Source organism: Faecalimonas umbilicata, from assembly GCF_004346095.1.
GTDB lineage: Bacteria > Bacillota > Clostridia > Lachnospirales > Lachnospiraceae > Faecalimonas > Faecalimonas umbilicata.
Window position 1 is genome coordinate 36,591 of sequence record NZ_SLZV01000023.1, and the last position, 20,057, is coordinate 56,647.

A 20,057-nucleotide genomic window follows, 5' to 3' on the forward strand; every position below is an offset into this window, starting at 1 on the left:
TAGGAAAGGAGGAACACACAGATGGCAAACGTATCTGTTTATAATATCGAAGGTAAAGAAGTTGGAACAATCGACTTAAGCGATGCAGTATTCGGTGTTGAAGTAAACGAACACTTATTACACATGGCAGTTGTAAGCCAACTTGCAAATAAACGTCAGGGAACACAGAAAGCAAAAACTCGCTCAGAAGTTCGCGGCGGTGGTAGAAAACCATGGAGACAAAAAGGAACAGGTCATGCAAGACAAGGTTCTACAAGAGCTCCACAATGGACAGGCGGCGGAGTTGTATTTGCTCCAACACCAAGAGATTACTCTTTCAAATTAAATAAGAAAGAGAAGAGAGCTGCTCTGAAATCAGCTCTGACAAGTAGAGTAGAAGAAAAGAAATTCATCGTTCTTGATGAGATCAACTTTGGAGAGATCAAGACAAAGAATTTCCAGAATGTACTGAACAACTTAAATGTAGCAAAAGCGTTAGTTGTTTTAGAAGATGGAAACAAGAATGCAGAATTATCTGCAAGAAACATTCCTTCTGTTAAGACAGCTCGTACAAATACAATCAATGTATACGACATTCTGAAATACAACACAGTAATCGCTACGAAAGCAGCTGTTGAGACTATCGAGGAGGTGTACGCATAATGGCAAGCATTCAGTATTATGATGTAATCCTTAAACCAGTGATCACTGAGAAGAGTATGGCTGCTATGGCTGAAAAGAAATACACATTTTTAGTTCATCCACAGGCAACAAAGTCTCAGGTAAAAGAAGCAGTTGAAAAAATGTTCGCAGGAACAAAAGTAAAAAGCGTAAATACTATGAATCTTGATGGAAAAACAAAAAGACGTGGTATGACATACGGAAAAACTGCAAAGACAAAGAAAGCAATCGTTCAGCTTACAGAAGAAAGCGCTGATATCGAGATTTTCGAAGGCTTATAAGATAAAGTAACTATACGGTGCAAATCCGTGAAACGAAAAATTAGGAATTGAAAGGAGAGACAGTAATGGGAATTAAAACATACCGCCCATATACACCTTCCAGAAGACATATGACTGGCTCTGATTTCTCAGAGATCACAAAGACAACTCCGGAGAAATCTTTAGTTGTATCTTTAAGCAAAACAGCTGGTCGTAACAATCAGGGTAAAATCACAGTTAGACACCGCGGAGGCGGAGCAAAAAGAAAATATAGAGTAATTGATTTCAAGAGAAGAAAAGACGGAATTCCGGCTACTGTAATCGGTATCGAATACGATCCGAACAGAACAGCTAACATCGCTTTAATCTGCTACGCAGATGGAGAGAAAGCTTACATCTTAGCTCCTCAGGGATTAACAGATGGAATGAAAGTTATGAACGGACCAGAAGCAGAAGTAAGAGTAGGAAACTGCTTACCACTTTCTGAAATTCCGGTTGGTACACAGATTCACAACATCGAGTTATATCCAGGAAGAGGCGGACAGTTAGTTCGTTCAGCTGGTAACAGCGCTCAGTTAATGGCGAAAGAAGGAAAATACGCTACACTTAGACTTCCGTCTGGAGAGATGAGAATGGTTCCGATCATTTGTAGAGCATCTATCGGTGTAGTAGGAAACGGAGATCACAACCTTGTGAACATCGGTAAAGCCGGACGTAAACGTCACATGGGTATCAGACCAACAGTTCGTGGTTCTGTTATGAACCCTAACGACCATCCACACGGTGGTGGTGAAGGTAAGACTGGTATTGGTCGTCCAGGTCCATGTACACCTTGGGGTAAACCAGCACTTGGTCTTAAGACAAGAAAGAAAAACAAACATTCTAACAAGTTAATCGTTAGAAGAAGAGATGGTAAAGGTATCAAATAAATAGTTTACAAGGAGGTTAGAACCTATGGCTCGCTCACTTAAAAAAGGACCATTCGCGGACGAAAGCTTACTTAAAAAAGTAAAAGCTATGAATGAAGCAGGCGACAAATCAGTGATCAAAACATGGTCACGTCGCTCTACAATCTTCCCACAGATGGTTGGACATACAATCGCCGTTCATGACGGAAGAAAACATGTACCTGTATATGTAACAGAAGATATGGTTGGACACAAACTCGGAGAGTTCGTTGCAACAAGAACATACAGAGGACATGGAAAAGACGAAAAGAAATCAAGAGTTCGTTAATAGAGATGAATAAAACAACACCCTTTGGGTACATAGTACCCTTGGGGAGGGCTTAATTATGAAAGGAGGATTCATCCATGGCTAAAGGACATAGATCCCAAATCAAAAGAGAGAGAAATGCAAACAAAGACACTAGACCGTCAGCTAAGTTATCTTACGCTAGAGTTTCAGTTCAGAAAGCATGTTTCGTATTAGATGCCATCAGAGGTAAGGATGTACAGACAGCACTTGGTATTTTAACTTACAATCCAAGATACGCTTCTAGTTTAATAAAGAAATTATTAGAATCAGCAATCGCAAATGCTGAGAACAACAACGGTATGAATGTTGAGAACCTTTACATTGAAGAATGTTACGCAAACAAGGGACCAACAATGAAGAGAATTAGACCGAGAGCACAGGGAAGAGCTTACAGAATCGAGAAGAGAATGAGCCACATTACACTTGTGCTGAATGAAAGATAAGGAGGGCAATCATGGGACAGAAAGTTAATCCTCATGGCTTAAGAGTCGGTGTTATCAAAGATTGGGACTCTAAATGGTATGCAGAAGACAAATTTGCAGATTATTTAGTAGAAGACCATAAAATCAGAACATTTCTGAAAAAGAAATTATATAGCGCAGGAGTTTCTAAGATTGAGATCGAAAGAGCATCTGACCGCGTGAAAATCATCATCTATACAGCAAAACCAGGTGTAGTAATCGGTAAAGGTGGAGCTGAGATCGAGAAAGTAAAAGCTGAATTAGCTAAATTTACAGATAAGAAATTAGTTGTAGATATCAAAGAAATCAAAAGACCAGACAAAGATGCTCAGTTAGTAGCTGAGAACATTGCATTACAGTTAGAGAACCGTATTTCTTTCAGACGTGCAATGAAATCTTGTATGTCAAGAACAATGAAAGCAGGAGCACTTGGTGTAAAAACTTCTGTATCAGGACGTTTAGGTGGAGCAGATATGGCTCGTACAGAATTTTACAGCGAAGGAACAATCCCGCTTCAGACATTAAGAGCAGACATCGACTATGGATTCGCTGAAGCTGACACAACTTATGGAAAAGTTGGTGTTAAAGTATGGATCTACAAAGGCGAAGTTCTTCCAACAAAAGAGACTAAGGAAGGGAGCGATAAATAATTATGTTAATGCCTAAAAGAGTAAAACGTCGTAAACAATTCCGTGGTTCTATGAAAGGAAAAGCTTTACGTGGAAATAAAATCACAAACGGTGAATATGGTATTGTTGCAATGGAACCATGCTGGATCCGTTCAAATCAGATCGAAGCAGCCCGTATCGCTATGACACGTTACATCAAACGTGGTGGTAAAGTTTGGATCAAAATATTCCCGGACAAACCTGTAACTACAAAACCAGCTGAAACACGTATGGGTTCTGGTAAAGGAACTCTGGAATACTGGGTAGCAGTTGTAAAACCAGGACGTGTAATGTTTGAACTTTCAGGAGTACCTGAAGAAGTAGCTCGTGAAGCATTACGTCTTGCAATGCACAAGTTACCTTGTAAATGTAAGATTGTTTCTCGCGAAGAATTAGAAGGCGGTGATAACAGTGAAAATTAATAAATTTGTAGAAGATTTAAAGGCAAAATCAGCTGCAGAATTGAATGAAGAATTAGTAGCTGCTAAAAAGGAACTTTTCAACTTAAGATTCCAGAACGCAACAAATCAATTAGACAACACAAGCAGAATTAAAGAAGTAAGAAAAAATATTGCCAGAATCCAGACTGTAATTACAGAGATGGCAAAAGCTGAGTAATATTCATAGAATATAGCTTCAGGAACTTCGGAAAGGAGTAGAAACTGTGGAAAGAAATTTAAGAAAAACTCGTACAGGTAAAGTTGTAAGTGACAAGATGGATAAAACTATCGTAGTTGCAGTAGAGGATCACGTAAAACACCCTCTGTACAACAAAATCGTAAAGAGAACATATAAATTAAAAGCTCATGATGAAAACAACGAATGCGGAATGGGCGATATCGTAAAAGTTATGGAAACAAGACCTTTATCAAAAGATAAGAGATGGAGACTTGTAGAAATTATGGAAAAAGCAAAATAATTTGCTTTAGAATTATGAAGGAGGTTTACCGGCATGATACAACAAGAAAGTAGACTTAAAGTAGCAGACAACACAGGTGCTAAAGAATTACTCTGCATCCGCGTGTTAGGTGGTTCTACTAGAAGATATGCCAGCATTGGTGATGTGATCGTTGCCAGCGTTAAAGATGCAACACCAGGTGGTGTTGTTAAAAAAGGCGATGTAGTGAAAGCCGTAGTTGTACGTACAGTAAAAGGTGCTCGTCGTAAAGACGGTTCTTATATCAGATTTGATGAAAATGCTGCTGTAATTATTAAAGATGACAAAAACCCAAGAGGAACTCGTATTTTTGGACCAGTAGCGAGAGAGCTTCGTGAGAAACAGTTTATGAAAATTGTTTCATTAGCTCCAGAAGTATTATAAGGAGGTACCGGAATGTCAACTATGAAAATCAAAAAAGGTGATACTGTAAAAGTGATCGCTGGAAAAGATAAAGATAAAGAAGGCAAAGTAATTGCTGTCAACAAAAAAGACGGAACAGTATTAGTTGAAGGTATCAATATGCTGACAAAGCACACAAAACCAAGTGCTGCTAATCAGAATGGCGGTATCGTTCACCAAGAAGGTCCTATTGATATTTCTAACGTAATGTATGTCCACAACGGAAAACCTACAAGAATCGGGTTCAAGATGGACGGAGACAAAAAAGTGCGTGTAGCAAAATCAACAGGCGAAGTGATCGTTGATAAGAAGAACTAATTCGGGAAAGGAGGACCAGAACTTTGAGTAGACTGAAAGAACAATACCAAAACGAAATCGTAGATGCTATGATTAAGAAATTTGGATACAAAAATATTATGGAAGTGCCAAAACTTGATAAGATCGTTATCAACATGGGTGTTGGCGAAGCAAAAGACAATGCGAAAGTGTTAGAATCAGCAGTAGCTGATCTTGAGAAAATCTCAGGACAGAAAGCAGTTCTCACAAAAGCAAAAAAATCTGTAGCGAACTTCAAATTAAGAGAAGGAATGGCTATCGGATGTAAAGTTACTTTAAGAGGAGAAAAAATGTATGAGTTTGCAGATCGTCTGATCAACTTAGCATTACCTCGTGTACGTGACTTCAGAGGAGTAAATCCGAACGCATTTGATGGAAGAGGTAACTATGCTCTTGGTATCAAAGAACAATTAATCTTCCCGGAAATCGAATACGATAAAGTAGATAAAGTAAGAGGTATGGACGTTATCTTTGTTACAACAGCTAAGACTGACGAAGAAGCTCGCGAATTATTGAAATTATTCAATATGCCATTTACAAAATAGTAGGGAGGAAATATTTCATGGCAAAAACATCTATGAAAATTAAACAACAACGTAAACAAAAATTCTCTACTAGAGAGTACAATCGTTGTAGAATCTGTGGTCGTCCACATGCATATTTAAGAAAATACGGAATCTGCAGAGTATGTTTCCGTGAATTAGCATACAAAGGACAGATCCCGGGAGTAAAGAAAGCTTCCTGGTAAGCCACAAAATAGAAAGAGCAAACAGGATATCCGTAGTAGAAGCGGTCGGATTTTCCGGCTGCATCTGAAGGATGTAACAAGTAAATGAAGAATGAAAAAATAGGAGGCAACTTCAAATGACTATGAGTGATCCAATCGCAGATATGCTTACAAGAATCCGTAATGCAAACACTGCAAAACATGATACAGTAGATGTTCCGGCATCTAAAATGAAACTTGCTATCGCAGAAATCCTTTTCAACGAAGGATACATTGCAAAATATGACGTAATCGAAGATGGTAACTTCAAGACAATCCGCATCACATTAAAATATGGTGCAGATAAGAATGAAAAAGTTATCACAGGTCTTAAGAGAATCTCTAAGCCAGGTCTTCGTGTATATGCAAACAAAGAAGATCTTCCTAGAGTATTAGGCGGACTTGGAACAGCTATCATTTCTACAAATCATGGTGTAGTTACTGATAAAGAAGCTAGAAAACTGAATGTTGGTGGAGAGGTACTCTGCTTCGTTTGGTAATCGGCAAATGCAACTGAAAACAGAGAAGCATAAATTGCTTCTCCGAAAATTTAAGTGTAGGAGGTAAAGGTATGTCACGTATCGGAAGACTGCCAGTAGCAATTCCAGCAGGTGTAACTGTGGAAATCGCTGAGAACAACAAAGTGACTGTAACAGGTCCTAAAGGAACTCTTGTAAGAGAGCTTCCAACAGAGATGGAAATCAAAAAAGAAGGCGAAGAAATCGTAGTAACAAGACCAAGCGACTTAAAGAGAATGAAAGCGTTACACGGTCTTACAAGAACACTCATCAACAACATGGTAGTTGGTGTTACTCAGGGATACGAAAAAGTTCTTGAAGTAAATGGTGTTGGTTACAAAGCCGCAAAATCAGGAAACAAATTAACATTAAGTTTAGGATACTCTCACCCAGTAGAAATGATCGATCCAGAAGGTGTTGAAACAGTACTTGACGGACAGAACAAAATTACTGTAAAAGGTATCGATAAAGAAAAAGTAGGCCAATACGCAGCTGAAATCAGAGATAAGAGAAGACCGGAACCTTACAAAGGTAAAGGTATTAAATATGCTGATGAAGTTATCAGACGTAAAGTTGGTAAGACTGGTAAAAAATAATTAAGGAGAGTGTGAAAATGGTTAGTAAAAAATCAAGAAGCGAAGTTCGCGTAAACAAACATAGAAGACTGCGTAACCGTTTCAGCGGTACAGCTGAAAGACCACGTTTAGCTGTGTTCAGAAGTAATAATCATATGTATGCTCAAATTATTGACGATACAGTTGGAAAGACTCTGGTATCTGCATCTACTCTTCAGAAAGAAGTAAAAGCAGAATTAGAAAAAACTAACAACGTTGATGCAGCAGCATATTTAGGAACAGTGATTGCAAAGAGAGCAATCGAAAAAGGTATTAACACTGTTGTCTTTGACAGAGGCGGATTTATATACCAGGGAAAAATCAAAGCATTAGCTGATGCAGCTAGAGAAGCTGGATTAGAATTCTAGGAGGAGGAACACAATGAAACAAAATCGCATTGATGCTAGTCAATTAGAACTAACAGAAAAAGTGGTATCAATCAAACGAGTAACAAAAGTTGTTAAAGGTGGTCGTAACTTCAGATTCACAGCTTTAGTAGTTGTTGGTGATGGAAATGGCCATGTTGGTGCTGGTTTAGGAAAAGCTGCTGAAATTCCGGAAGCAATCCGCAAAGGAAAAGAAGATGCAGCAAAAAAACTTATTTCTGTTTCATTAGATGAGAATGGAAGTATTACACACGATTTAATTGGTAAATTTGGAAGTGCTTCTGTATTACTTAAAAAAGCTCCAGACGGTACTGGAGTTATCGCCGGAGGTCCGGCACGTGCGGTTATCGAGCTTGCAGGTATCAAAAATATCCGTACAAAATCTTTAGGATCTAACAACAAACAGAACGTAGTACTTGCTACGATCGAGGGATTAAGTCAGATTAAAACTCCAGAAGAAGTAGCTAAACTTCGCGGAAAATCTGTTGAAGAGATTTTAGGCTAAGGAGGAGATTGAACATGGCAAATTTAAAAGTTACATTAGTAAAATCTACAATCGGTGCTGTTCCAAAACACAAAAAGACAGTGGAAGCTTTAGGTTTAAAGAAACTGAACAAAACAGTTGAATTACCGGACAACGCTGCAACAAGAGGAATGGTTCAGCAAGTTAGACATTTAGTGAAAGTAGAAGAAGCATAATTATAGACAAGGAGGTGTCACGATGAACTTATCAAGCTTAAGACCTGCTGATGGGTCAAAACATAGTGATAATTTCAGAAGAGGCCGCGGACATGGGTCAGGAAATGGCAAAACTGCTGGTAAAGGACATAAAGGTCAGAAAGCACGTTCAGGCGCTACAAGACCAGGTTTTGAAGGTGGACAGATGCCATTATACAGAAGAATACCAAAGAGAGGTTTCACATGCAGAAACTCTAAAGAAATCGTTGGTATTAATCTGAGCGCATTAGAAGTATTTGAAAATGATTCAGTTGTTTCAGTTGAGACATTAATCGAAGCAGGAATTGTTAAGAATCCTAGAGATGGTGTTAAGATTCTTGGAAACGGTGAACTTACAAAGAAACTTACTGTTCAGGCAAACGCTTTCAGCGCAAGCGCTGCAGCTAAAATTGAGGCTCTCGGTGGAAAAGCAGAGGTGATCTAATGCTAAAAACATTTCGGAAAGCATTTCAAGTGGCAGATATTAGAAAAAAGATTTTCTATACATTTATGATGCTTGTTGTGATTCGAATAGGTTCACAATTGCCGACACCGGGTGTTGATCCAACTTATATTCAGAATTTTTTTGAAAGTCAGACAGGGGAAGCGTTTAACTTTTTTAACGCTTTCACTGGCGGTTCTTTCACACAGATGTCAGTATTCGCGCTGAGCATCACTCCATACATTACATCTTCTATCATTATGCAGCTTCTCACAATTGCAATTCCAAAATTGGAGGAAATGCAGAAAGATGGAGAAGATGGAAGAAAGAAGATTGCAGCGATTACTCGTTATGTGACAGTGGCTCTTGCACTGATTGAATCTACAGCAATGGCTGTTGGATTTGGACGTCAGGGACTTCTTGTTGATTTTAATTTTGTAAATGCTGCAGTAGTAGTAGTGACACTCACAGCTGGTTCTGCATTCCTTATGTGGATCGGTGAGCGGATTAATGAGAAGGGTGTGGGAAATGGTATTTCCATCGTACTTCTGATCAATATCATTTCAAGAGTACCAGATGACTTTGTGACACTGTATAATCAGTTCATGAAAGGCAAGAGCCTTGCTTCCGCAGGACTCGCAGCTGTTATTATACTTGCAATTATACTTGTAGTAGTTGTCTTTGTTATTATTCTTCAAGATGGACAGAGAAAGATCGCTGTTCAGTATTCCCAGAGAATCCAGGGAAGAAGAAGTGTAGGAGGACAGTCTTCATTTATCCCATTGAAAGTAAATACAGCAGGTGTTGTTCCTGTTATTTTTGCATCTTCTTTGATGCAATTCCCGGTCGTGATCGCTTCTTTCTTAGGAAAGGGAAACGGAAAGGGAATCGGAAGTGAGATTCTGAAAGGATTAAGTTCTAATAACTGGTGTAATCCAGAGCAATTAAAATATTCCTGGGGACTGATCTTATATATTGTCCTGACTGTTTTCTTTGCATATTTCTATACATCTATTACATTTAATCCGTTAGAGATTGCAAACAATATGAAAAAGAGCGGTGGGTTTATTCCGGGTATCCGTCCGGGAAAACCGACAGCAGACTATCTGACAAAGATCCTGAATTATATCATCTTTATCGGAGCAGTAGGACTGATCATTGTACAGGTAATTCCTTTCGTATTCAATGGCTGGCTCGGAGCAAATGTTTCCTTCGGCGGAACATCTCTGATCATTATCGTAGGTGTTGTACTGGAGACGATCAAACAGATTGAATCCCAGCTGCTTGTACGAAATTATAAAGGTTTTTTAAATAAGTAATCAATTAGTGTTCTGAATTTTTTCAGAACACTAAAATACTATACGGACATATCGTCGCGTTTGGAGGAAAATGCCATGAAAATTATTATGCTAGGTGCGCCGGGGGCAGGCAAAGGAACACAGGCAAAAAAAATTGCTGCAAAATATCAGATTCCACATATTTCCACAGGAGATATTTTCAGAGCGAATATTAAAAACGGGACAGAACTGGGAAAACAGGCAAAGACATATATGGATCAGGGACTTCTTGTTCCGGATGAGCTTGTAGTAAATCTGGTTGTGGATCGAGTGAATCAGGAAGACTGCAAAAATGGATATGTACTTGATGGATTCCCGAGAACAATTCCGCAGGCAGAAGCGCTTGACCGTGCATTGGAAGCACTTGGACAGAAAGTGGACTATGCGATCAATGTAGAAGTACCAGATGAAAACATTGTAAATAGAATGTCAGGAAGAAGAGCATGTGTAGGCTGTGGTGCCACTTATCATGTAGAATATGCACCGACAAAGGTGGAGAATGTATGTGATGTCTGTGGTGCAGACTTGATCTTAAGAGAGGACGATCAGCCAGAGACAGTTTTAAAGCGTCTTGGTGTTTACCATGAGCAGACACAGCCTTTGATCCAATACTACACAGAGAAGCATGTATTAAAAGAGGTCGACGGAACAGTGGATATGGAAGCTGTATTTGCGGTGATCGTTGAGATTTTAGGAGCGTAAGCATATGCCAATTACAATGAAATCGGCAAGAGAAATCGAACTGATGACAGAGGCGGGAAGGATTCTCGCAGCCGTACATGAGGAACTTGAGAAGGCATTGCACCCGGGGATGACGACACTTGACATTGATAAGATCGGTGAGGAAGTGATCAGAAGTTATGGATGCATTCCGTCATTTCTCAATTATAATGGATATCCGGCGTCCATCTGTGTATCAGTCAATGACGAAGTGGTACATGGGATTCCGTCGAAGAACAGGATCATAAAAGAAGGAGATATTGTCAGTCTCGATGCAGGAGTGATCTACAAAGGATATCATTCGGATGCTGCAAGGACACATGCGGTCGGCGAAATCAGCAAGGAAGCAGCTGATCTGATCAAGGTGACAAGAGAATCTTTCTTTGAAGGAATCAAATTTGCCCGAGAGGGAATGCATTTATTTGAAATTTCAGCAGCAATCGGAAGATATGCGGAGGAGAGAGGATATGGTGTCGTAAGAGAATTATGCGGACATGGAATCGGTACTCACCTGCACGAATCACCTGAGATACCAAACTTTGCACAGGGAAGAAGAGGACCGAAACTGCGCGCTGGAATGACACTGGCGATCGAACCGATGATCAACATCGGTACGCATGAGGTCGACTGGCTGGATGATGACTGGACAGTCGTGACAAGAGATGGTTCCTTATCTGCACATTACGAAAATACGGTGTTGATCACAAAAGACGAACCGGTACTTTTAACCTTATTGAAGTAAGAGGACAGAATATGAAGGAATTAGAAACAGGAATGCTCGCAAGATCAAAAGCCGGGCATGACAAAGGGCAGATTTATATCATCAAAGATATGGATGAAAACGATGTGTATCTTGTAAATGGAGAGAATCGTACATGTGACAAACCTAAAAAGAAGAAAAGGAAGCATGTACAGATCATTACAGAACGATACGAGATACAGGCCGCAGACGATGTGGCAGTAAAACGGATACTGAAATTATATAAGGAAAAGAACGTGAATCATTAGGAGGGTGTAAAAAATGTCAAAAGCTGACGTGATTGAAATTGAAGGAACAGTAGTAGAGAAGTTACCAAATGCGATGTTTCAGGTAGAATTAGAAAATGGACATCAGGTACTTGCACATATCAGCGGAAAGCTGCGTATGAATTTTATCAAAATTCTTCCGGGAGATAAAGTAACCTTAGAGTTATCACCGTATGATTTGTCAAAAGGTAGAATTATTTGGAGAGATAAGTAAAAAACTATTGACTTTATTAAAATTATAATGCTATAATATTAGGCGAACTGTTTTGTGATTATTTTGCAGAATAGTGGGTAAATATAGGCAGAGCAGTGGATGAAAGGAGGATTTGACGTGAAGGTTAGATCATCAGTTAAACCAATTTGCGAAAAATGCAAAATCATTAAAAGAAAAGGAAGCATCAGAGTAATCTGTGAAAATCCGAAACACAAACAAAGACAAGGATAATAAGCGTCGTTGTCGAATTTGTGCGTAAAGCACAAAGATTTATTTAGGCGGCTGTAACATGACACACCAGGGTGTGTGGTGTTATTAAAATATACAAGAACATACCGATTGTATATTGCTTATAATACTGGCTCCGGCCAGAAAGGTCACGGGAAACTGTGGCTGGACGCAGTGAAGAAGGATGAAGATCCCGGCGTCCCAATTTGAGACAATATAAACTACGGCAGAAGAGGGTGTATACTACATTTCAGACCTGTAACCCAGGGGCTATGCATACTTCTTGCTGACCAAGATTCAAAATGGAGGAAAATCACATGGCTCGTATTGCTGGTGTAGACTTACCAAGAGACAAACGTGTAGAAATCGGATTAACTTACATCTACGGAATTGGTAGAGTAAGCTCTAATCGTATCTTAGAAGAGGCAGGAGTAAATCCTGATACTCGTGTCAGAGATTTAACTGACGAAGAAGTAAAGAAAATCAGTGCTGTAATCGATGAAACTCAGTTAGTAGAAGGTGATCTTAGAAGAGAGATCGCTCTTAACATCAAGAGATTACAGGAAATCGGATGCTATAGAGGAATCCGTCACAGAAGAGGACTTCCGGTACGTGGTCAGAAGACAAAGACAAATGCCAGAACAAGAAAAGGTCCTAAGAGAACAGTAGCAAACAAGAAGAAATAATAAGAATTCGTAGAAAGTAGGTTAGTTTAAATGGCTAAGAAAGTTACAAAAAAAGTGACAAAGAAACGTGTCAAGAAAAACGTTGAACGCGGACAGGCACATATCCAATCATCTTTTAATAATACAATCGTAACATTAACAGATGCTCAGGGAAATGCTCTTTCATGGGCAAGTGCAGGTGGTCTGGGATTTAGAGGTTCAAGGAAATCTACTCCTTATGCAGCACAGATGGCAGCTGAGACAGCAGCAAAAGCAGCATTAGTACATGGTTTGAAATCAGTAGACGTTATGGTAAAAGGACCAGGTTCTGGTAGAGAAGCAGCAATCCGTGCGCTTCAGGCATGCGGAATCGATGTAACAAGCATCAAGGACGTAACACCAGTTCCACATAACGGATGTCGCCCACCAAAACGTAGAAGAGTGTAATTAGGAGGATACGAAAATGGCAGTAAATAGAGTTCCAGTTCTGAAAAGATGCCGTTCATTAGGTATGGACCCAATCTATTTAGGAATTGATAAAAAATCTAACAGACAATTAAAAAGAGCTAATAGAAAAATGAGCGAATACGGACTTCAATTACGCGAAAAACAAAAAGCAAAATTTATCTATGGCGTTTTAGAAAAACCTTTCAGAAACTATTTTGCAAAGGCTCAGAAAATGAACGGAATGACAGGTGATAACCTTATGATTCTTCTTGAATCAAGATTAGACAACGTTGTATTCCGTTTAGGTTTAGCAAGAACAAGAAAAGAAGCTAGACAGATCGTTGACCATAAGCATGTATTAGTAAATGGAAAACAGGTAAACATTCCTTCTTACTTAGTGAAAGCAGGAGATGTTATCGAAATTAAAGAAAAGAATAAAGGTTCTCAGAGATACAAAGACATCTTAGAAGTGACTGGCGGAAGAATGGTACCAGATTGGTTAGAAGCAGACGCTGAAAACTTAAAAGGAACTGTAAAAGAGCTTCCATTAAGAGAAGCAATCGACGTTCCAGTAGATGAGATGTTGATCGTCGAATTATATTCTAAATAATTAAACCTTTTGCGTTTGATTACGCTGCAACAGACAGGGGTGTTGCAAAATGGAAAATTTCTACAGGAGATCGTCTTCGTCTATCGGCGGTTGGCAATATCTTGGCTGAATGCTTCATTTTGTGAGAACCCCTAGTTGTATCCTATCATATATTATTTGTCGGAATGCGGATTCAGACAGAGTATCGTGTGAAAATGTGTACGGCATATAGATATGCTGTGGGAAGTTTATTTGGAGTATAGTTACCCTCAATAGTTTAATAGCCCAGAAGGAGGGACTTTATCGTGTTTGATTTTAATAAACCAAATATTGAAATTACTGAGATTTCAGAAGACAAAAAATATGGCAGATTTGTTGTAGAACCTTTGGAAAGAGGATATGGTACAACACTTGGTAACTCTCTGAGAAGAATCATGCTTTCTTCTTTACCGGGAGCTGCAATCAGCCACGTAAAGATTGACGGTGTGTTACATGAGTTCAGTTCAATTCCGGGCGTGAAGGAAGATGTGACAGAGATCATCATGAATCTGAAATCACTGGCAATCAAGAACAGTTCCGAGACAGATGAGCCGAAGACTGCTTATATTGAGTTCGAGGGCGAAGGTGTCGTGACTGCTGCTGATATTCAGGTGGATCCAGATATCGAGATCATGAATCCGGATGCAGTGATCGCTACATTAAATGGCGGTGCAGACAGCAAACTTTACATGGAACTTACTATCACAAAAGGCAGAGGTTATATCAGTGCAGATAAGAACAAGAACGAAGAACTGCCGATCGGCGTGATTCCGATTGATTCTATCTACACACCGGTAGAACGTGTAAATCTGACAGTAGAGAATACTCGTGTTGGACAGATCACAGACTATGATAAACTGACACTGGATGTATATACAAATGGAACATTACTTCCAGATGAGGCAGTCAGCCTTGCTGCTAAGGTTCTCAACGAACACTTGAAATTATTCATCGATCTTTCAGAAGTAGCTCAGGCTGCAGAAGTTATGATCGAAAAAGAAGACGATGAAAAAGAAAAAGTGTTAGAGATGAGCATTGATGAATTAGAGCTTTCTGTTCGTTCTTACAACTGCTTAAAGAGAGCCGGCATCAATACAGTGGAAGAACTGACAAACAGAACTCCGGAAGATATGATGAAAGTTCGTAACCTCGGACGGAAATCATTAGAGGAAGTTCTTGCAAAATTAAAAGAACTCGGATTAGAATTAAGCCCGGGAGAAGAGTAAATGATAACAGCATCTAGCTAGTAAGCCCGAAGATGCATAACTAGATGACACCGGTTAATAAGCCCGAAGTGCATAGCCGTGTGTTCCGAAATATGGAGGAAATTAGAAATGGCAAAATATAGAAAACTTGGCAGAACAAGCAGCCAGAGAAAAGCATTAATCAGAAACCAGGTAACAGCATTACTTCACAATGGTAAGATCGTTACAACAGAAGCAAAAGCAAAAGAAATCCGCAAAGTTGCAGAAGGTCTTATCGCTTTAGCAGTAAAAGAAAAAGACAATTACGAAGAAGTAACTGTAAAAGCAAAAGTTGCACGTAAAGATAAAGACGGCAAGAGAGTGAAAGAAGTTGTAGACGGAAAGAAAGTTACAGTTTACGATGAAGTAGAAAAGACAATCAAAAAAGATATGCCTTCAAGACTTCATGCAAGAAGAGAAATGTTAAAAGTTCTCTACCCAGTGACAGAAGTTCCGGAAAAAGCTGCTGGAAGAAAGAAAAATACAAAAGAAGTAGATTTAGTTGAAAAATTATTCAGCGAAATCGCACCAAAATACGAAGATCGTAAAGGTGGATACACAAGAATCGTTAAGATTGGTCTTCGTAAAGGTGATGCTGCAATGGAAGTTCTCCTTGAGTTAGTATAAGATCCAGGATTATTTCAGAGCATAAAATTAAAAGTCATAAGACAAATCAATACAAAGAGATGGAAGAAATACAGAGATGTATTCTTTCATCTCTTTTTGCATTTTGGAATTCTAAAAAAAATGATTGCAATTATGGAAAAAAGTGCTATACTAATTGTATTATTTAAGTAGTACAAAGGTACATTTAGATATCACAGAATAGCAATATGGGGGTGGCAAGGTGGAACCATTGATATCAATTAAAGATATGCATAAGATATACAATCCGGGTGAAAACGAAGTGCGTGCGCTAGATGGTGTCAGCCTGGAGATCCATGAAGGAGAGTTTGTTGCGATCATTGGTCATTCCGGCTCTGGAAAATCCACGTTGATGAATATGATCGGTTGTCTGGATACACCGACTTCGGGAAGTTACTTTTTGCATGGAAAGGATGTTTCGAGAATGACGGACAATGAACTGTCCGATGTGAGAAATCAGGAGATTGGATTTATCTTTCAGGGGTTTAATCTGATTGCCAATCTAGATGCGATTGGCAATGTGGAGCTGCCGTTGATCTACCGGGGAATTGACAGAAAGACGCGAAGAGCCGCGGCAAAGCAGGCACTGATCAAAGTAGGTCTCGAGAAGCGGATGACACACAAACCGTCAGAGATGTCAGGAGGTCAGCAACAACGTGTCGCAGTGGCGAGAGCGATCGCGGCAAGCCCTCCGGTGATACTGGCAGATGAACCTACCGGAAATCTGGATTCAAAATCTACAAAAGAGATCATGCAGATTTTAGAAGGGCTTCACAAATCAGGAAGAACAGTCATTATCATCACGCATGATAATGAAATTGCGGAGCAGGTAAAGCGAGTAATCTACATAAGAGATGGAAGAATTGAGCAGGATTATTTAAACGAAGAGAAGCAAGGAGAATAGTCGTGAGAAAGAAAGACAAAGAGATTTATGAGGAGACAGACATGATCGTTCTGTCGGAGGAAGAGGAAGGAAGCAAAGAAACTACAGATGTCCGGAAGAAAAAGAAGAAGCTTCCGAACTGGGTGATTGTTCCGGTTATCGGGGGAATTGTCGTTGTGGCAGTGATTGCGTCCCAATTTACTTCAAAAGAGAAAAAGACAGGAGGAACTGTGGAAGTTGTCGAAGTGGTACGAGGAGATGTGAAAGAAATCTACAATGTATCCGGAACAGTGGACAGCGAGAAGAAAAAGGTATTTTATTCCCCGGTCAATGCGCCGGTCAGCCAGCTTCGTGCGAAGGTCGGTCAGGCGGTGAAAGCAGGAGATCTCCTTGTGGCATTTGATACGTCTGATCTGGAAAAGAACAATCAGAAAGCACAGATGGATCTTCAGTCTGCAGTCAATACAAATCAAAGCGCAAGGGAGCAGGCAGATCGAAGTGCTTCTGAGGCAGCGAAGGCAGCGGCCGATGCACAGGCGGCAGCTGGTGCAGCCCGTGCACAGGCAGAACAGCAGATTGCCAGTGTAGAATCACAGATTTCAGCGAAATCACAGCAGATGGCATCGCTGGAGCAGAGTGTGCAAGATGAAATTACTGCGAACCAGACTCTTCAGCCGCAGTTGGACGAATGGAATGCACAGAAGGCTGCAAATTTGGAGCGGATTTCTGTATTGTATGGGGAAGTCAACAGCCATCGGGAAGAGATTAATGCAGGAAATGTAAGTGATGAAAAGAAGGCACAACTGGAGGCCGAGATTACTGAGAAATCAAAAGAGATTTCTGAAAAAGAAGGAGCAAACGCAGCGCTCGATGCCCAGATTGCCCAGATCAGTGCCCAGATACAGACCGGAAGCCAGCAGGCATATGCGCAGATACAGCAGGAAGTACAGGCATTACAGGCACAGGCAGAGCAGCTTCGTGCAAGTATTTCTGTAGAAACACCGAGTGCAAGCATTCCGGATACGAGTCTCACACAGGGACAGATCAACAATATGGCAATCACGGAGAATCTGGCAGAACTGGCAGTGCTCAGCTCTGAGGAACTGATGGCAAAGGCAAGAGATGGGATCAAGGCAGATTTTGATGGTGTGATCTCTGATGTAAAGACGATGGAGGGCGGTACTGCTGTCGCAGGAGGAGAGTTATTTACACTTGTGAGTAATCAGGATGTCAATGTGAAGCTGGAAATTCCTGCAAGTGATTTTGACAAAGTAGAAGTTGGAAGCAAGGCAGTTGTAAAAATCGGAAAGTATAAATATGATGGAGTTGTAGAATCTATCGATAAGATTGCAGTTCCAAATGCAAAAGGGAATCCGGTGATCGGTGCAAATGTAAAGATTCAGAATCCAGACGAGAATATCTACATTGGAGTTGCGGCAAAGTTGACAATGACAGTGGCAGAGGAAAAGGATGTCCTTTACCTTCCGAATGAAAATGTAAATACTTCGACCGAAGGAGATTTTGTCTATGTAGTACAAAATGGTGTTGTGAAGAAAAAGGCAGTGGAACTTGGAATCACATCCAACAGCAAGGTGGAGATCAAGTCAGGTCTGAAAGAAGGAGACAAAGTTGTTGCAGATACTTTTGGAACGGTGGAAGAGGGGATGAAAGTAACAACGACAACTGTGGCGAAGTCAGAGGAGAAATAGAAAGGTAGGTACGCGATGGCACAATTATTGGAATACATTAAGATGGCATTGTACAGTATCAAGTCCAATAAAGGGCGTTCTTTCCTCACGATGCTCGGAATCATTATCGGAATTTCTTCTGTGATCACAATTGTGTCAATCGGAAGCGGATTAAAGGCAGATGTGATGGCGACCGACGAGACAAAAAGTGTCTCTGTGATTGTTAATAAAGATGCTACAAGCTACACGAATATTATTACCTGGGACGATCTGAAAGCAGTAAAGGATAATCTTGGAAATAAGGCAATCGGAGTAGTGTCTTCCGGCGCAACGATGGGGACAGTCACGACGAGAAAAGGAGAGTTTGATGCGTCAGTGACACTGACAATGCCGGATGAGGAGAAGAATCCAATGCAGACTTCGATCATCCGAGGAAATTATTTTACCGAAGACAATGTACTCAATGCAGATTCTGTCTGCGTCATTGACAAGGCAAGTGCATTGTATTTGTTTGGGACACCGGATGTCATCGGAATGGAGTTAGAGGCGACGATCGAAGGTGTACTGCAGACGATCCAGATAGTTGGAGTTCGGGATTCTGATGAGGAATTGATGAAGGCGAATGATGAAGCTATGAAGATGTTCGGTATGGAGATGCCGGTATTTCTTGAGATGCCGTATACAGCAGCAGAAAACTGGGGAAGCCAGATAGAGGATTTTTCCAGCCTGACAATCTATTTAAATGGTGGAGACCAGGCAAATGCAGCTACAAAATCTGCTATTCAGACATTGTCTGCAAGACATTTGGGAGAGGGTGAGGAGCTCTTTGTCAAACAGCAGGAGATGAACATGGCGGAAGCGATGGGAAGCGTGCTTGACATGGTGACAGCATTTGTAGCATTTGTAGCAGGAATTTCCCTTGTTGTCGGAGGAATTGGTGTCATGAACATCATGCTTGTATCAGTGACAGAGCGGACAAGAGAGATTGGAATCCGAAAGGCGCTGGGAGCGAAGACATCATCCATTATCGTACAGTTTTTGTGTGAGTCTGCGATCATTTCTGGAATTGGTGGAGTCATCGGAATTTTGATCGGGGCAGGGCTGTCTGGACTGATCTCGGTACTGGAGATTGGTGGATTATCCGCGAGACTGTCTCCGACAGCAATCGTTTTGACGACCTGTTTCTCGTGTGGGGTTGGAATTGTCTTTGGCATTTATCCGGCGAGAAAGGCGGCGAAGATGAGTCCGATCGATGCACTGCGACAGCTCTAAAAGTGTAACAGAAGAAAATGTATTTGTCAGAAGGGAATCATTGTGGCATAATGAAATTTGCCAGAAGAGTAAAAGAAAAAGGAGGAGAGATCTATGTTTAAACCAAACAAATTATTGAAAGTTGTATCAATTATCTTTATCGTACTTGCTGTGATGGGGGCAATTGGTACCGTAGGAAGTTATTTTATGCTGCAGTCTATGGGAGATGTTGTAAATGGAGTAGATATGAGTGCAGTAAAAGCAATGGCAACTCCGTTGACGTTGCTTCAGGGATTATTTTCTTCCCTGTTGATGCTTGTATGCGGAATCTTTGGATTGAATGGAAAATCCTTTAAGGTATGTATGATCGGCATGATCATCTACCTTGTGATCGTTGTGATTGCATTTATCCAGTCTATAATGTTGGTAGGATTTCAGGTATTTTCCATTATCGATTTCATTTTGCCGATTTTATATCTGTGGGGATTGTATCAGTCTAAGGAATAAGGGAAGAGAAGGGGCTGTTGCAAAATAGATGAGTAATCATCTATAGAGCAATAGTTCCCTTTTTTATGCCTAAAAGCAGAAAACGGACTCCGAAGAGTCCGCAATCCATGGTATAATTAAGTATGACCAAATACATAAAATACCATAAAA

34 protein-coding genes are annotated in these 20,057 nt (G+C 40.3%); all 34 read left to right on the plus strand.

All coding sequences use genetic code 11. The features are described 5' to 3' along the window. Nucleotides 1-21: 21 nt before the first annotated feature. The 34 genes from rplD (at nt 22) to EDD74_RS11145 (ending at nt 19,907) form a co-directional block, all read left to right on the plus strand. Nucleotides 22-642, plus strand: a complete 621-nt coding sequence (gene rplD / locus EDD74_RS10980; RefSeq protein ID WP_008977001.1) for a 50S ribosomal protein L4 — start codon at nt 22-24, stop codon at nt 640-642. Next, nucleotides 642-941 carry a 50S ribosomal protein L23 gene (gene rplW / locus EDD74_RS10985; protein ID WP_008977000.1) on the plus strand — a complete coding sequence of 100 codons (300 nt, stop codon included), beginning with the start codon at nt 642-644 and terminating at the stop codon, nt 939-941. The genes rplD and rplW overlap by 1 nt, the downstream gene beginning before the upstream one ends. Nucleotides 942-1,006: 65 nt before the next feature. Then, nucleotides 1,007-1,849, plus strand: coding sequence for a 50S ribosomal protein L2 (gene rplB / locus EDD74_RS10990; RefSeq protein WP_009263322.1), 843 nt, complete (start codon nt 1,007-1,009; stop codon nt 1,847-1,849). Nucleotides 1,850-1,874: 25 nt separating this feature from the next. Continuing rightward, nucleotides 1,875-2,156, plus strand: a complete 282-nt coding sequence (gene rpsS, locus EDD74_RS10995) for a 30S ribosomal protein S19 (protein ID WP_004611886.1) — start codon at nt 1,875-1,877, stop codon at nt 2,154-2,156. Between the two features lie 77 nt (nt 2,157-2,233). Then, entirely contained in the window at nt 2,234-2,620 is a 387-nt protein-coding gene (gene rplV, locus EDD74_RS11000; RefSeq protein ID WP_008976998.1) for a 50S ribosomal protein L22, read from the plus strand. Between the two features lie 11 nt (nt 2,621-2,631). Next, nucleotides 2,632-3,288 carry a 30S ribosomal protein S3 gene (rpsC, locus tag EDD74_RS11005; protein ID WP_008976997.1) on the plus strand — a complete coding sequence of 219 codons (657 nt, stop codon included), beginning with the start codon at nt 2,632-2,634 and terminating at the stop codon, nt 3,286-3,288. Nucleotides 3,289-3,290: 2 nt separating this feature from the next. Next, nucleotides 3,291-3,728, plus strand: coding sequence for a 50S ribosomal protein L16 (gene rplP, locus EDD74_RS11010; protein WP_008976996.1), 438 nt, complete (start codon nt 3,291-3,293; stop codon nt 3,726-3,728). Beyond that, complete coding sequence (gene rpmC, locus EDD74_RS11015) at nt 3,718-3,924, plus strand: 50S ribosomal protein L29 (protein ID WP_008976995.1); 207 nt, start codon at nt 3,718-3,720, stop codon at nt 3,922-3,924. The genes rplP and rpmC overlap by 11 nt, the downstream gene beginning before the upstream one ends. Before the next feature lie 46 nt (nt 3,925-3,970). Continuing rightward, a complete protein-coding gene (rpsQ, locus tag EDD74_RS11020; protein ID WP_008976994.1) occupies nt 3,971-4,225 on the plus strand; it encodes a 30S ribosomal protein S17 in 255 nt (84 codons plus the stop codon). 33 nt (nt 4,226-4,258) lie between these two features. Next, the gene (gene rplN / locus EDD74_RS11025; RefSeq protein ID WP_008976993.1) at nt 4,259-4,627 is read left to right on the plus strand and encodes a 50S ribosomal protein L14; all 369 of its coding nucleotides are present in this window, start codon (nt 4,259-4,261) and stop codon (nt 4,625-4,627) included. A 12-nt stretch (nt 4,628-4,639) separates the two neighbouring features. After that, nucleotides 4,640-4,963 (plus strand): 50S ribosomal protein L24, encoded by a 324-nt coding sequence (gene rplX / locus EDD74_RS11030; protein ID WP_008976992.1) that lies wholly within the window; start codon nt 4,640-4,642, stop codon nt 4,961-4,963. 23 nt (nt 4,964-4,986) lie between these two features. Further along, nucleotides 4,987-5,526 (plus strand): 50S ribosomal protein L5, encoded by a 540-nt coding sequence (rplE, locus tag EDD74_RS11035; RefSeq protein ID WP_008976991.1) that lies wholly within the window; start codon nt 4,987-4,989, stop codon nt 5,524-5,526. 17 nt (nt 5,527-5,543) lie between these two features. Then, nucleotides 5,544-5,729, plus strand: a complete 186-nt coding sequence (locus EDD74_RS11040) for a type Z 30S ribosomal protein S14 (protein WP_004611895.1) — start codon at nt 5,544-5,546, stop codon at nt 5,727-5,729. A 116-nt stretch (nt 5,730-5,845) separates the two neighbouring features. Beyond that, nucleotides 5,846-6,247 carry a 30S ribosomal protein S8 gene (gene rpsH / locus EDD74_RS11045; RefSeq protein WP_008976990.1) on the plus strand — a complete coding sequence of 134 codons (402 nt, stop codon included), beginning with the start codon at nt 5,846-5,848 and terminating at the stop codon, nt 6,245-6,247. A gap of 71 nt (nt 6,248-6,318) precedes the next feature. Continuing rightward, nucleotides 6,319-6,861 (plus strand): 50S ribosomal protein L6, encoded by a 543-nt coding sequence (gene rplF / locus EDD74_RS11050; protein ID WP_008976989.1) that lies wholly within the window; start codon nt 6,319-6,321, stop codon nt 6,859-6,861. 17 nt (nt 6,862-6,878) lie between these two features. Beyond that, nucleotides 6,879-7,247 (plus strand): 50S ribosomal protein L18, encoded by a 369-nt coding sequence (gene rplR, locus EDD74_RS11055; RefSeq protein WP_008976988.1) that lies wholly within the window; start codon nt 6,879-6,881, stop codon nt 7,245-7,247. A 13-nt stretch (nt 7,248-7,260) separates the two neighbouring features. After that, nucleotides 7,261-7,770: a 30S ribosomal protein S5 gene (gene rpsE, locus EDD74_RS11060; protein ID WP_008976987.1), complete on the plus strand. Its 510-nt coding sequence runs from the start codon at nt 7,261-7,263 to the stop codon at nt 7,768-7,770. A gap of 14 nt (nt 7,771-7,784) precedes the next feature. Beyond that, on the plus strand, nt 7,785-7,964 hold the full coding sequence (gene rpmD / locus EDD74_RS11065; protein WP_008976986.1) for a 50S ribosomal protein L30: 180 nt from the start codon (nt 7,785-7,787) through the stop codon (nt 7,962-7,964). 22 nt (nt 7,965-7,986) lie between these two features. Continuing rightward, nucleotides 7,987-8,427: a 50S ribosomal protein L15 gene (gene rplO, locus EDD74_RS11070; RefSeq protein ID WP_008976985.1), complete on the plus strand. Its 441-nt coding sequence runs from the start codon at nt 7,987-7,989 to the stop codon at nt 8,425-8,427. Next, nucleotides 8,427-9,743 (plus strand): preprotein translocase subunit SecY, encoded by a 1,317-nt coding sequence (secY, locus tag EDD74_RS11075; RefSeq protein WP_008976984.1) that lies wholly within the window; start codon nt 8,427-8,429, stop codon nt 9,741-9,743. Before rplO ends, secY begins: the two co-directional genes overlap by 1 nt. Before the next feature lie 75 nt (nt 9,744-9,818). After that, nucleotides 9,819-10,463 (plus strand): adenylate kinase, encoded by a 645-nt coding sequence (locus tag EDD74_RS11080; protein WP_116441103.1) that lies wholly within the window; start codon nt 9,819-9,821, stop codon nt 10,461-10,463. Nucleotides 10,464-10,467: 4 nt separating this feature from the next. After that, the gene (gene map, locus EDD74_RS11085) at nt 10,468-11,223 is read left to right on the plus strand and encodes a type I methionyl aminopeptidase (RefSeq protein ID WP_008976982.1); all 756 of its coding nucleotides are present in this window, start codon (nt 10,468-10,470) and stop codon (nt 11,221-11,223) included. 11 nt (nt 11,224-11,234) lie between these two features. Continuing rightward, a complete protein-coding gene (locus EDD74_RS11090) occupies nt 11,235-11,489 on the plus strand; it encodes an RNA-binding protein (RefSeq protein WP_008976981.1) in 255 nt (84 codons plus the stop codon). Nucleotides 11,490-11,502: 13 nt separating this feature from the next. Continuing rightward, nucleotides 11,503-11,721, plus strand: a complete 219-nt coding sequence (infA, locus tag EDD74_RS11095; RefSeq protein WP_004607275.1) for a translation initiation factor IF-1 — start codon at nt 11,503-11,505, stop codon at nt 11,719-11,721. 117 nt (nt 11,722-11,838) lie between these two features. Further along, on the plus strand, nt 11,839-11,952 hold the full coding sequence (rpmJ, locus tag EDD74_RS11100; protein ID WP_003497809.1) for a 50S ribosomal protein L36: 114 nt from the start codon (nt 11,839-11,841) through the stop codon (nt 11,950-11,952). Nucleotides 11,953-12,266: 314 nt separating this feature from the next. Continuing rightward, nucleotides 12,267-12,635, plus strand: coding sequence for a 30S ribosomal protein S13 (gene rpsM, locus EDD74_RS11105; RefSeq protein WP_008976980.1), 369 nt, complete (start codon nt 12,267-12,269; stop codon nt 12,633-12,635). 30 nt (nt 12,636-12,665) lie between these two features. Then, nucleotides 12,666-13,061, plus strand: a complete 396-nt coding sequence (rpsK, locus tag EDD74_RS11110; RefSeq protein ID WP_004607272.1) for a 30S ribosomal protein S11 — start codon at nt 12,666-12,668, stop codon at nt 13,059-13,061. A gap of 16 nt (nt 13,062-13,077) precedes the next feature. Continuing rightward, on the plus strand, nt 13,078-13,671 hold the full coding sequence (gene rpsD / locus EDD74_RS11115) for a 30S ribosomal protein S4 (protein WP_008976979.1): 594 nt from the start codon (nt 13,078-13,080) through the stop codon (nt 13,669-13,671). Nucleotides 13,672-13,955: 284 nt separating this feature from the next. After that, nucleotides 13,956-14,915: a DNA-directed RNA polymerase subunit alpha gene (locus tag EDD74_RS11120; protein ID WP_008976978.1), complete on the plus strand. Its 960-nt coding sequence runs from the start codon at nt 13,956-13,958 to the stop codon at nt 14,913-14,915. Nucleotides 14,916-15,023: 108 nt separating this feature from the next. Continuing rightward, nucleotides 15,024-15,560, plus strand: a complete 537-nt coding sequence (locus tag EDD74_RS11125; protein ID WP_008976977.1) for a bL17 family ribosomal protein — start codon at nt 15,024-15,026, stop codon at nt 15,558-15,560. Nucleotides 15,561-15,789: 229 nt separating this feature from the next. Beyond that, nucleotides 15,790-16,482: an ABC transporter ATP-binding protein gene (locus EDD74_RS11130; RefSeq protein WP_008976976.1), complete on the plus strand. Its 693-nt coding sequence runs from the start codon at nt 15,790-15,792 to the stop codon at nt 16,480-16,482. Nucleotides 16,483-16,484: 2 nt separating this feature from the next. Beyond that, nucleotides 16,485-18,170 (plus strand): efflux RND transporter periplasmic adaptor subunit, encoded by a 1,686-nt coding sequence (locus EDD74_RS11135; RefSeq protein ID WP_116441104.1) that lies wholly within the window; start codon nt 16,485-16,487, stop codon nt 18,168-18,170. Between the two features lie 15 nt (nt 18,171-18,185). Next, entirely contained in the window at nt 18,186-19,421 is a 1,236-nt protein-coding gene (locus EDD74_RS11140) for an ABC transporter permease (RefSeq protein ID WP_009263320.1), read from the plus strand. A gap of 93 nt (nt 19,422-19,514) precedes the next feature. Next, nucleotides 19,515-19,907: a hypothetical protein gene (locus EDD74_RS11145; RefSeq protein WP_116441105.1), complete on the plus strand. Its 393-nt coding sequence runs from the start codon at nt 19,515-19,517 to the stop codon at nt 19,905-19,907. Nucleotides 19,908-20,057 lie beyond the last annotated feature (150 nt).

Excerpts from the sequence above, each read along its gene's own strand:
- rplP (WP_008976996.1), top strand. The coding sequence starts at position 3,291 with ATGTTAATGCCTAAAAGAGTAAAACGTCGTAAACAATTCCGTGGTTCT.
- infA (WP_004607275.1), top strand. The coding sequence starts at position 11,503 with ATGTCAAAAGCTGACGTGATTGAAATTGAAGGAACAGTAGTAGAGAAG.
- rplX (WP_008976992.1), top strand. The coding sequence starts at position 4,640 with ATGTCAACTATGAAAATCAAAAAAGGTGATACTGTAAAAGTGATCGCT.
- rplF (WP_008976989.1), top strand. The coding sequence starts at position 6,319 with ATGTCACGTATCGGAAGACTGCCAGTAGCAATTCCAGCAGGTGTAACT.
- rplN (WP_008976993.1), top strand. The coding sequence starts at position 4,259 with ATGATACAACAAGAAAGTAGACTTAAAGTAGCAGACAACACAGGTGCT.
- EDD74_RS11140 (WP_009263320.1), top strand. The coding sequence starts at position 18,186 with ATGGCACAATTATTGGAATACATTAAGATGGCATTGTACAGTATCAAG.
- rplO (WP_008976985.1), top strand. The coding sequence starts at position 7,987 with ATGAACTTATCAAGCTTAAGACCTGCTGATGGGTCAAAACATAGTGAT.
- rpsM (WP_008976980.1), top strand. The coding sequence starts at position 12,267 with ATGGCTCGTATTGCTGGTGTAGACTTACCAAGAGACAAACGTGTAGAA.
- rplW (WP_008977000.1), top strand. The coding sequence starts at position 642 with ATGGCAAGCATTCAGTATTATGATGTAATCCTTAAACCAGTGATCACT.
- rpsH (WP_008976990.1), top strand. The coding sequence starts at position 5,846 with ATGACTATGAGTGATCCAATCGCAGATATGCTTACAAGAATCCGTAAT.
- rpsK (WP_004607272.1), top strand. The coding sequence starts at position 12,666 with ATGGCTAAGAAAGTTACAAAAAAAGTGACAAAGAAACGTGTCAAGAAA.
- EDD74_RS11090 (WP_008976981.1), top strand. The coding sequence starts at position 11,235 with ATGAAGGAATTAGAAACAGGAATGCTCGCAAGATCAAAAGCCGGGCAT.
- EDD74_RS11125 (WP_008976977.1), top strand. The coding sequence starts at position 15,024 with ATGGCAAAATATAGAAAACTTGGCAGAACAAGCAGCCAGAGAAAAGCA.
- EDD74_RS11145 (WP_116441105.1), top strand. The coding sequence starts at position 19,515 with ATGTTTAAACCAAACAAATTATTGAAAGTTGTATCAATTATCTTTATC.
- rplR (WP_008976988.1), top strand. The coding sequence starts at position 6,879 with ATGGTTAGTAAAAAATCAAGAAGCGAAGTTCGCGTAAACAAACATAGA.
- rplB (WP_009263322.1), top strand. The coding sequence starts at position 1,007 with ATGGGAATTAAAACATACCGCCCATATACACCTTCCAGAAGACATATG.
- EDD74_RS11080 (WP_116441103.1), top strand. The coding sequence starts at position 9,819 with ATGAAAATTATTATGCTAGGTGCGCCGGGGGCAGGCAAAGGAACACAG.
- map (WP_008976982.1), top strand. The coding sequence starts at position 10,468 with ATGCCAATTACAATGAAATCGGCAAGAGAAATCGAACTGATGACAGAG.
- rplD (WP_008977001.1), top strand. The coding sequence starts at position 22 with ATGGCAAACGTATCTGTTTATAATATCGAAGGTAAAGAAGTTGGAACA.
- EDD74_RS11040 (WP_004611895.1), top strand. The coding sequence starts at position 5,544 with ATGGCAAAAACATCTATGAAAATTAAACAACAACGTAAACAAAAATTC.
- rpsC (WP_008976997.1), top strand. The coding sequence starts at position 2,632 with ATGGGACAGAAAGTTAATCCTCATGGCTTAAGAGTCGGTGTTATCAAA.
- rpsE (WP_008976987.1), top strand. The coding sequence starts at position 7,261 with ATGAAACAAAATCGCATTGATGCTAGTCAATTAGAACTAACAGAAAAA.
- rpsS (WP_004611886.1), top strand. The coding sequence starts at position 1,875 with ATGGCTCGCTCACTTAAAAAAGGACCATTCGCGGACGAAAGCTTACTT.
- secY (WP_008976984.1), top strand. The coding sequence starts at position 8,427 with ATGCTAAAAACATTTCGGAAAGCATTTCAAGTGGCAGATATTAGAAAA.
- rpsD (WP_008976979.1), top strand. The coding sequence starts at position 13,078 with ATGGCAGTAAATAGAGTTCCAGTTCTGAAAAGATGCCGTTCATTAGGT.
- rplV (WP_008976998.1), top strand. The coding sequence starts at position 2,234 with ATGGCTAAAGGACATAGATCCCAAATCAAAAGAGAGAGAAATGCAAAC.
- rpmD (WP_008976986.1), top strand. The coding sequence starts at position 7,785 with ATGGCAAATTTAAAAGTTACATTAGTAAAATCTACAATCGGTGCTGTT.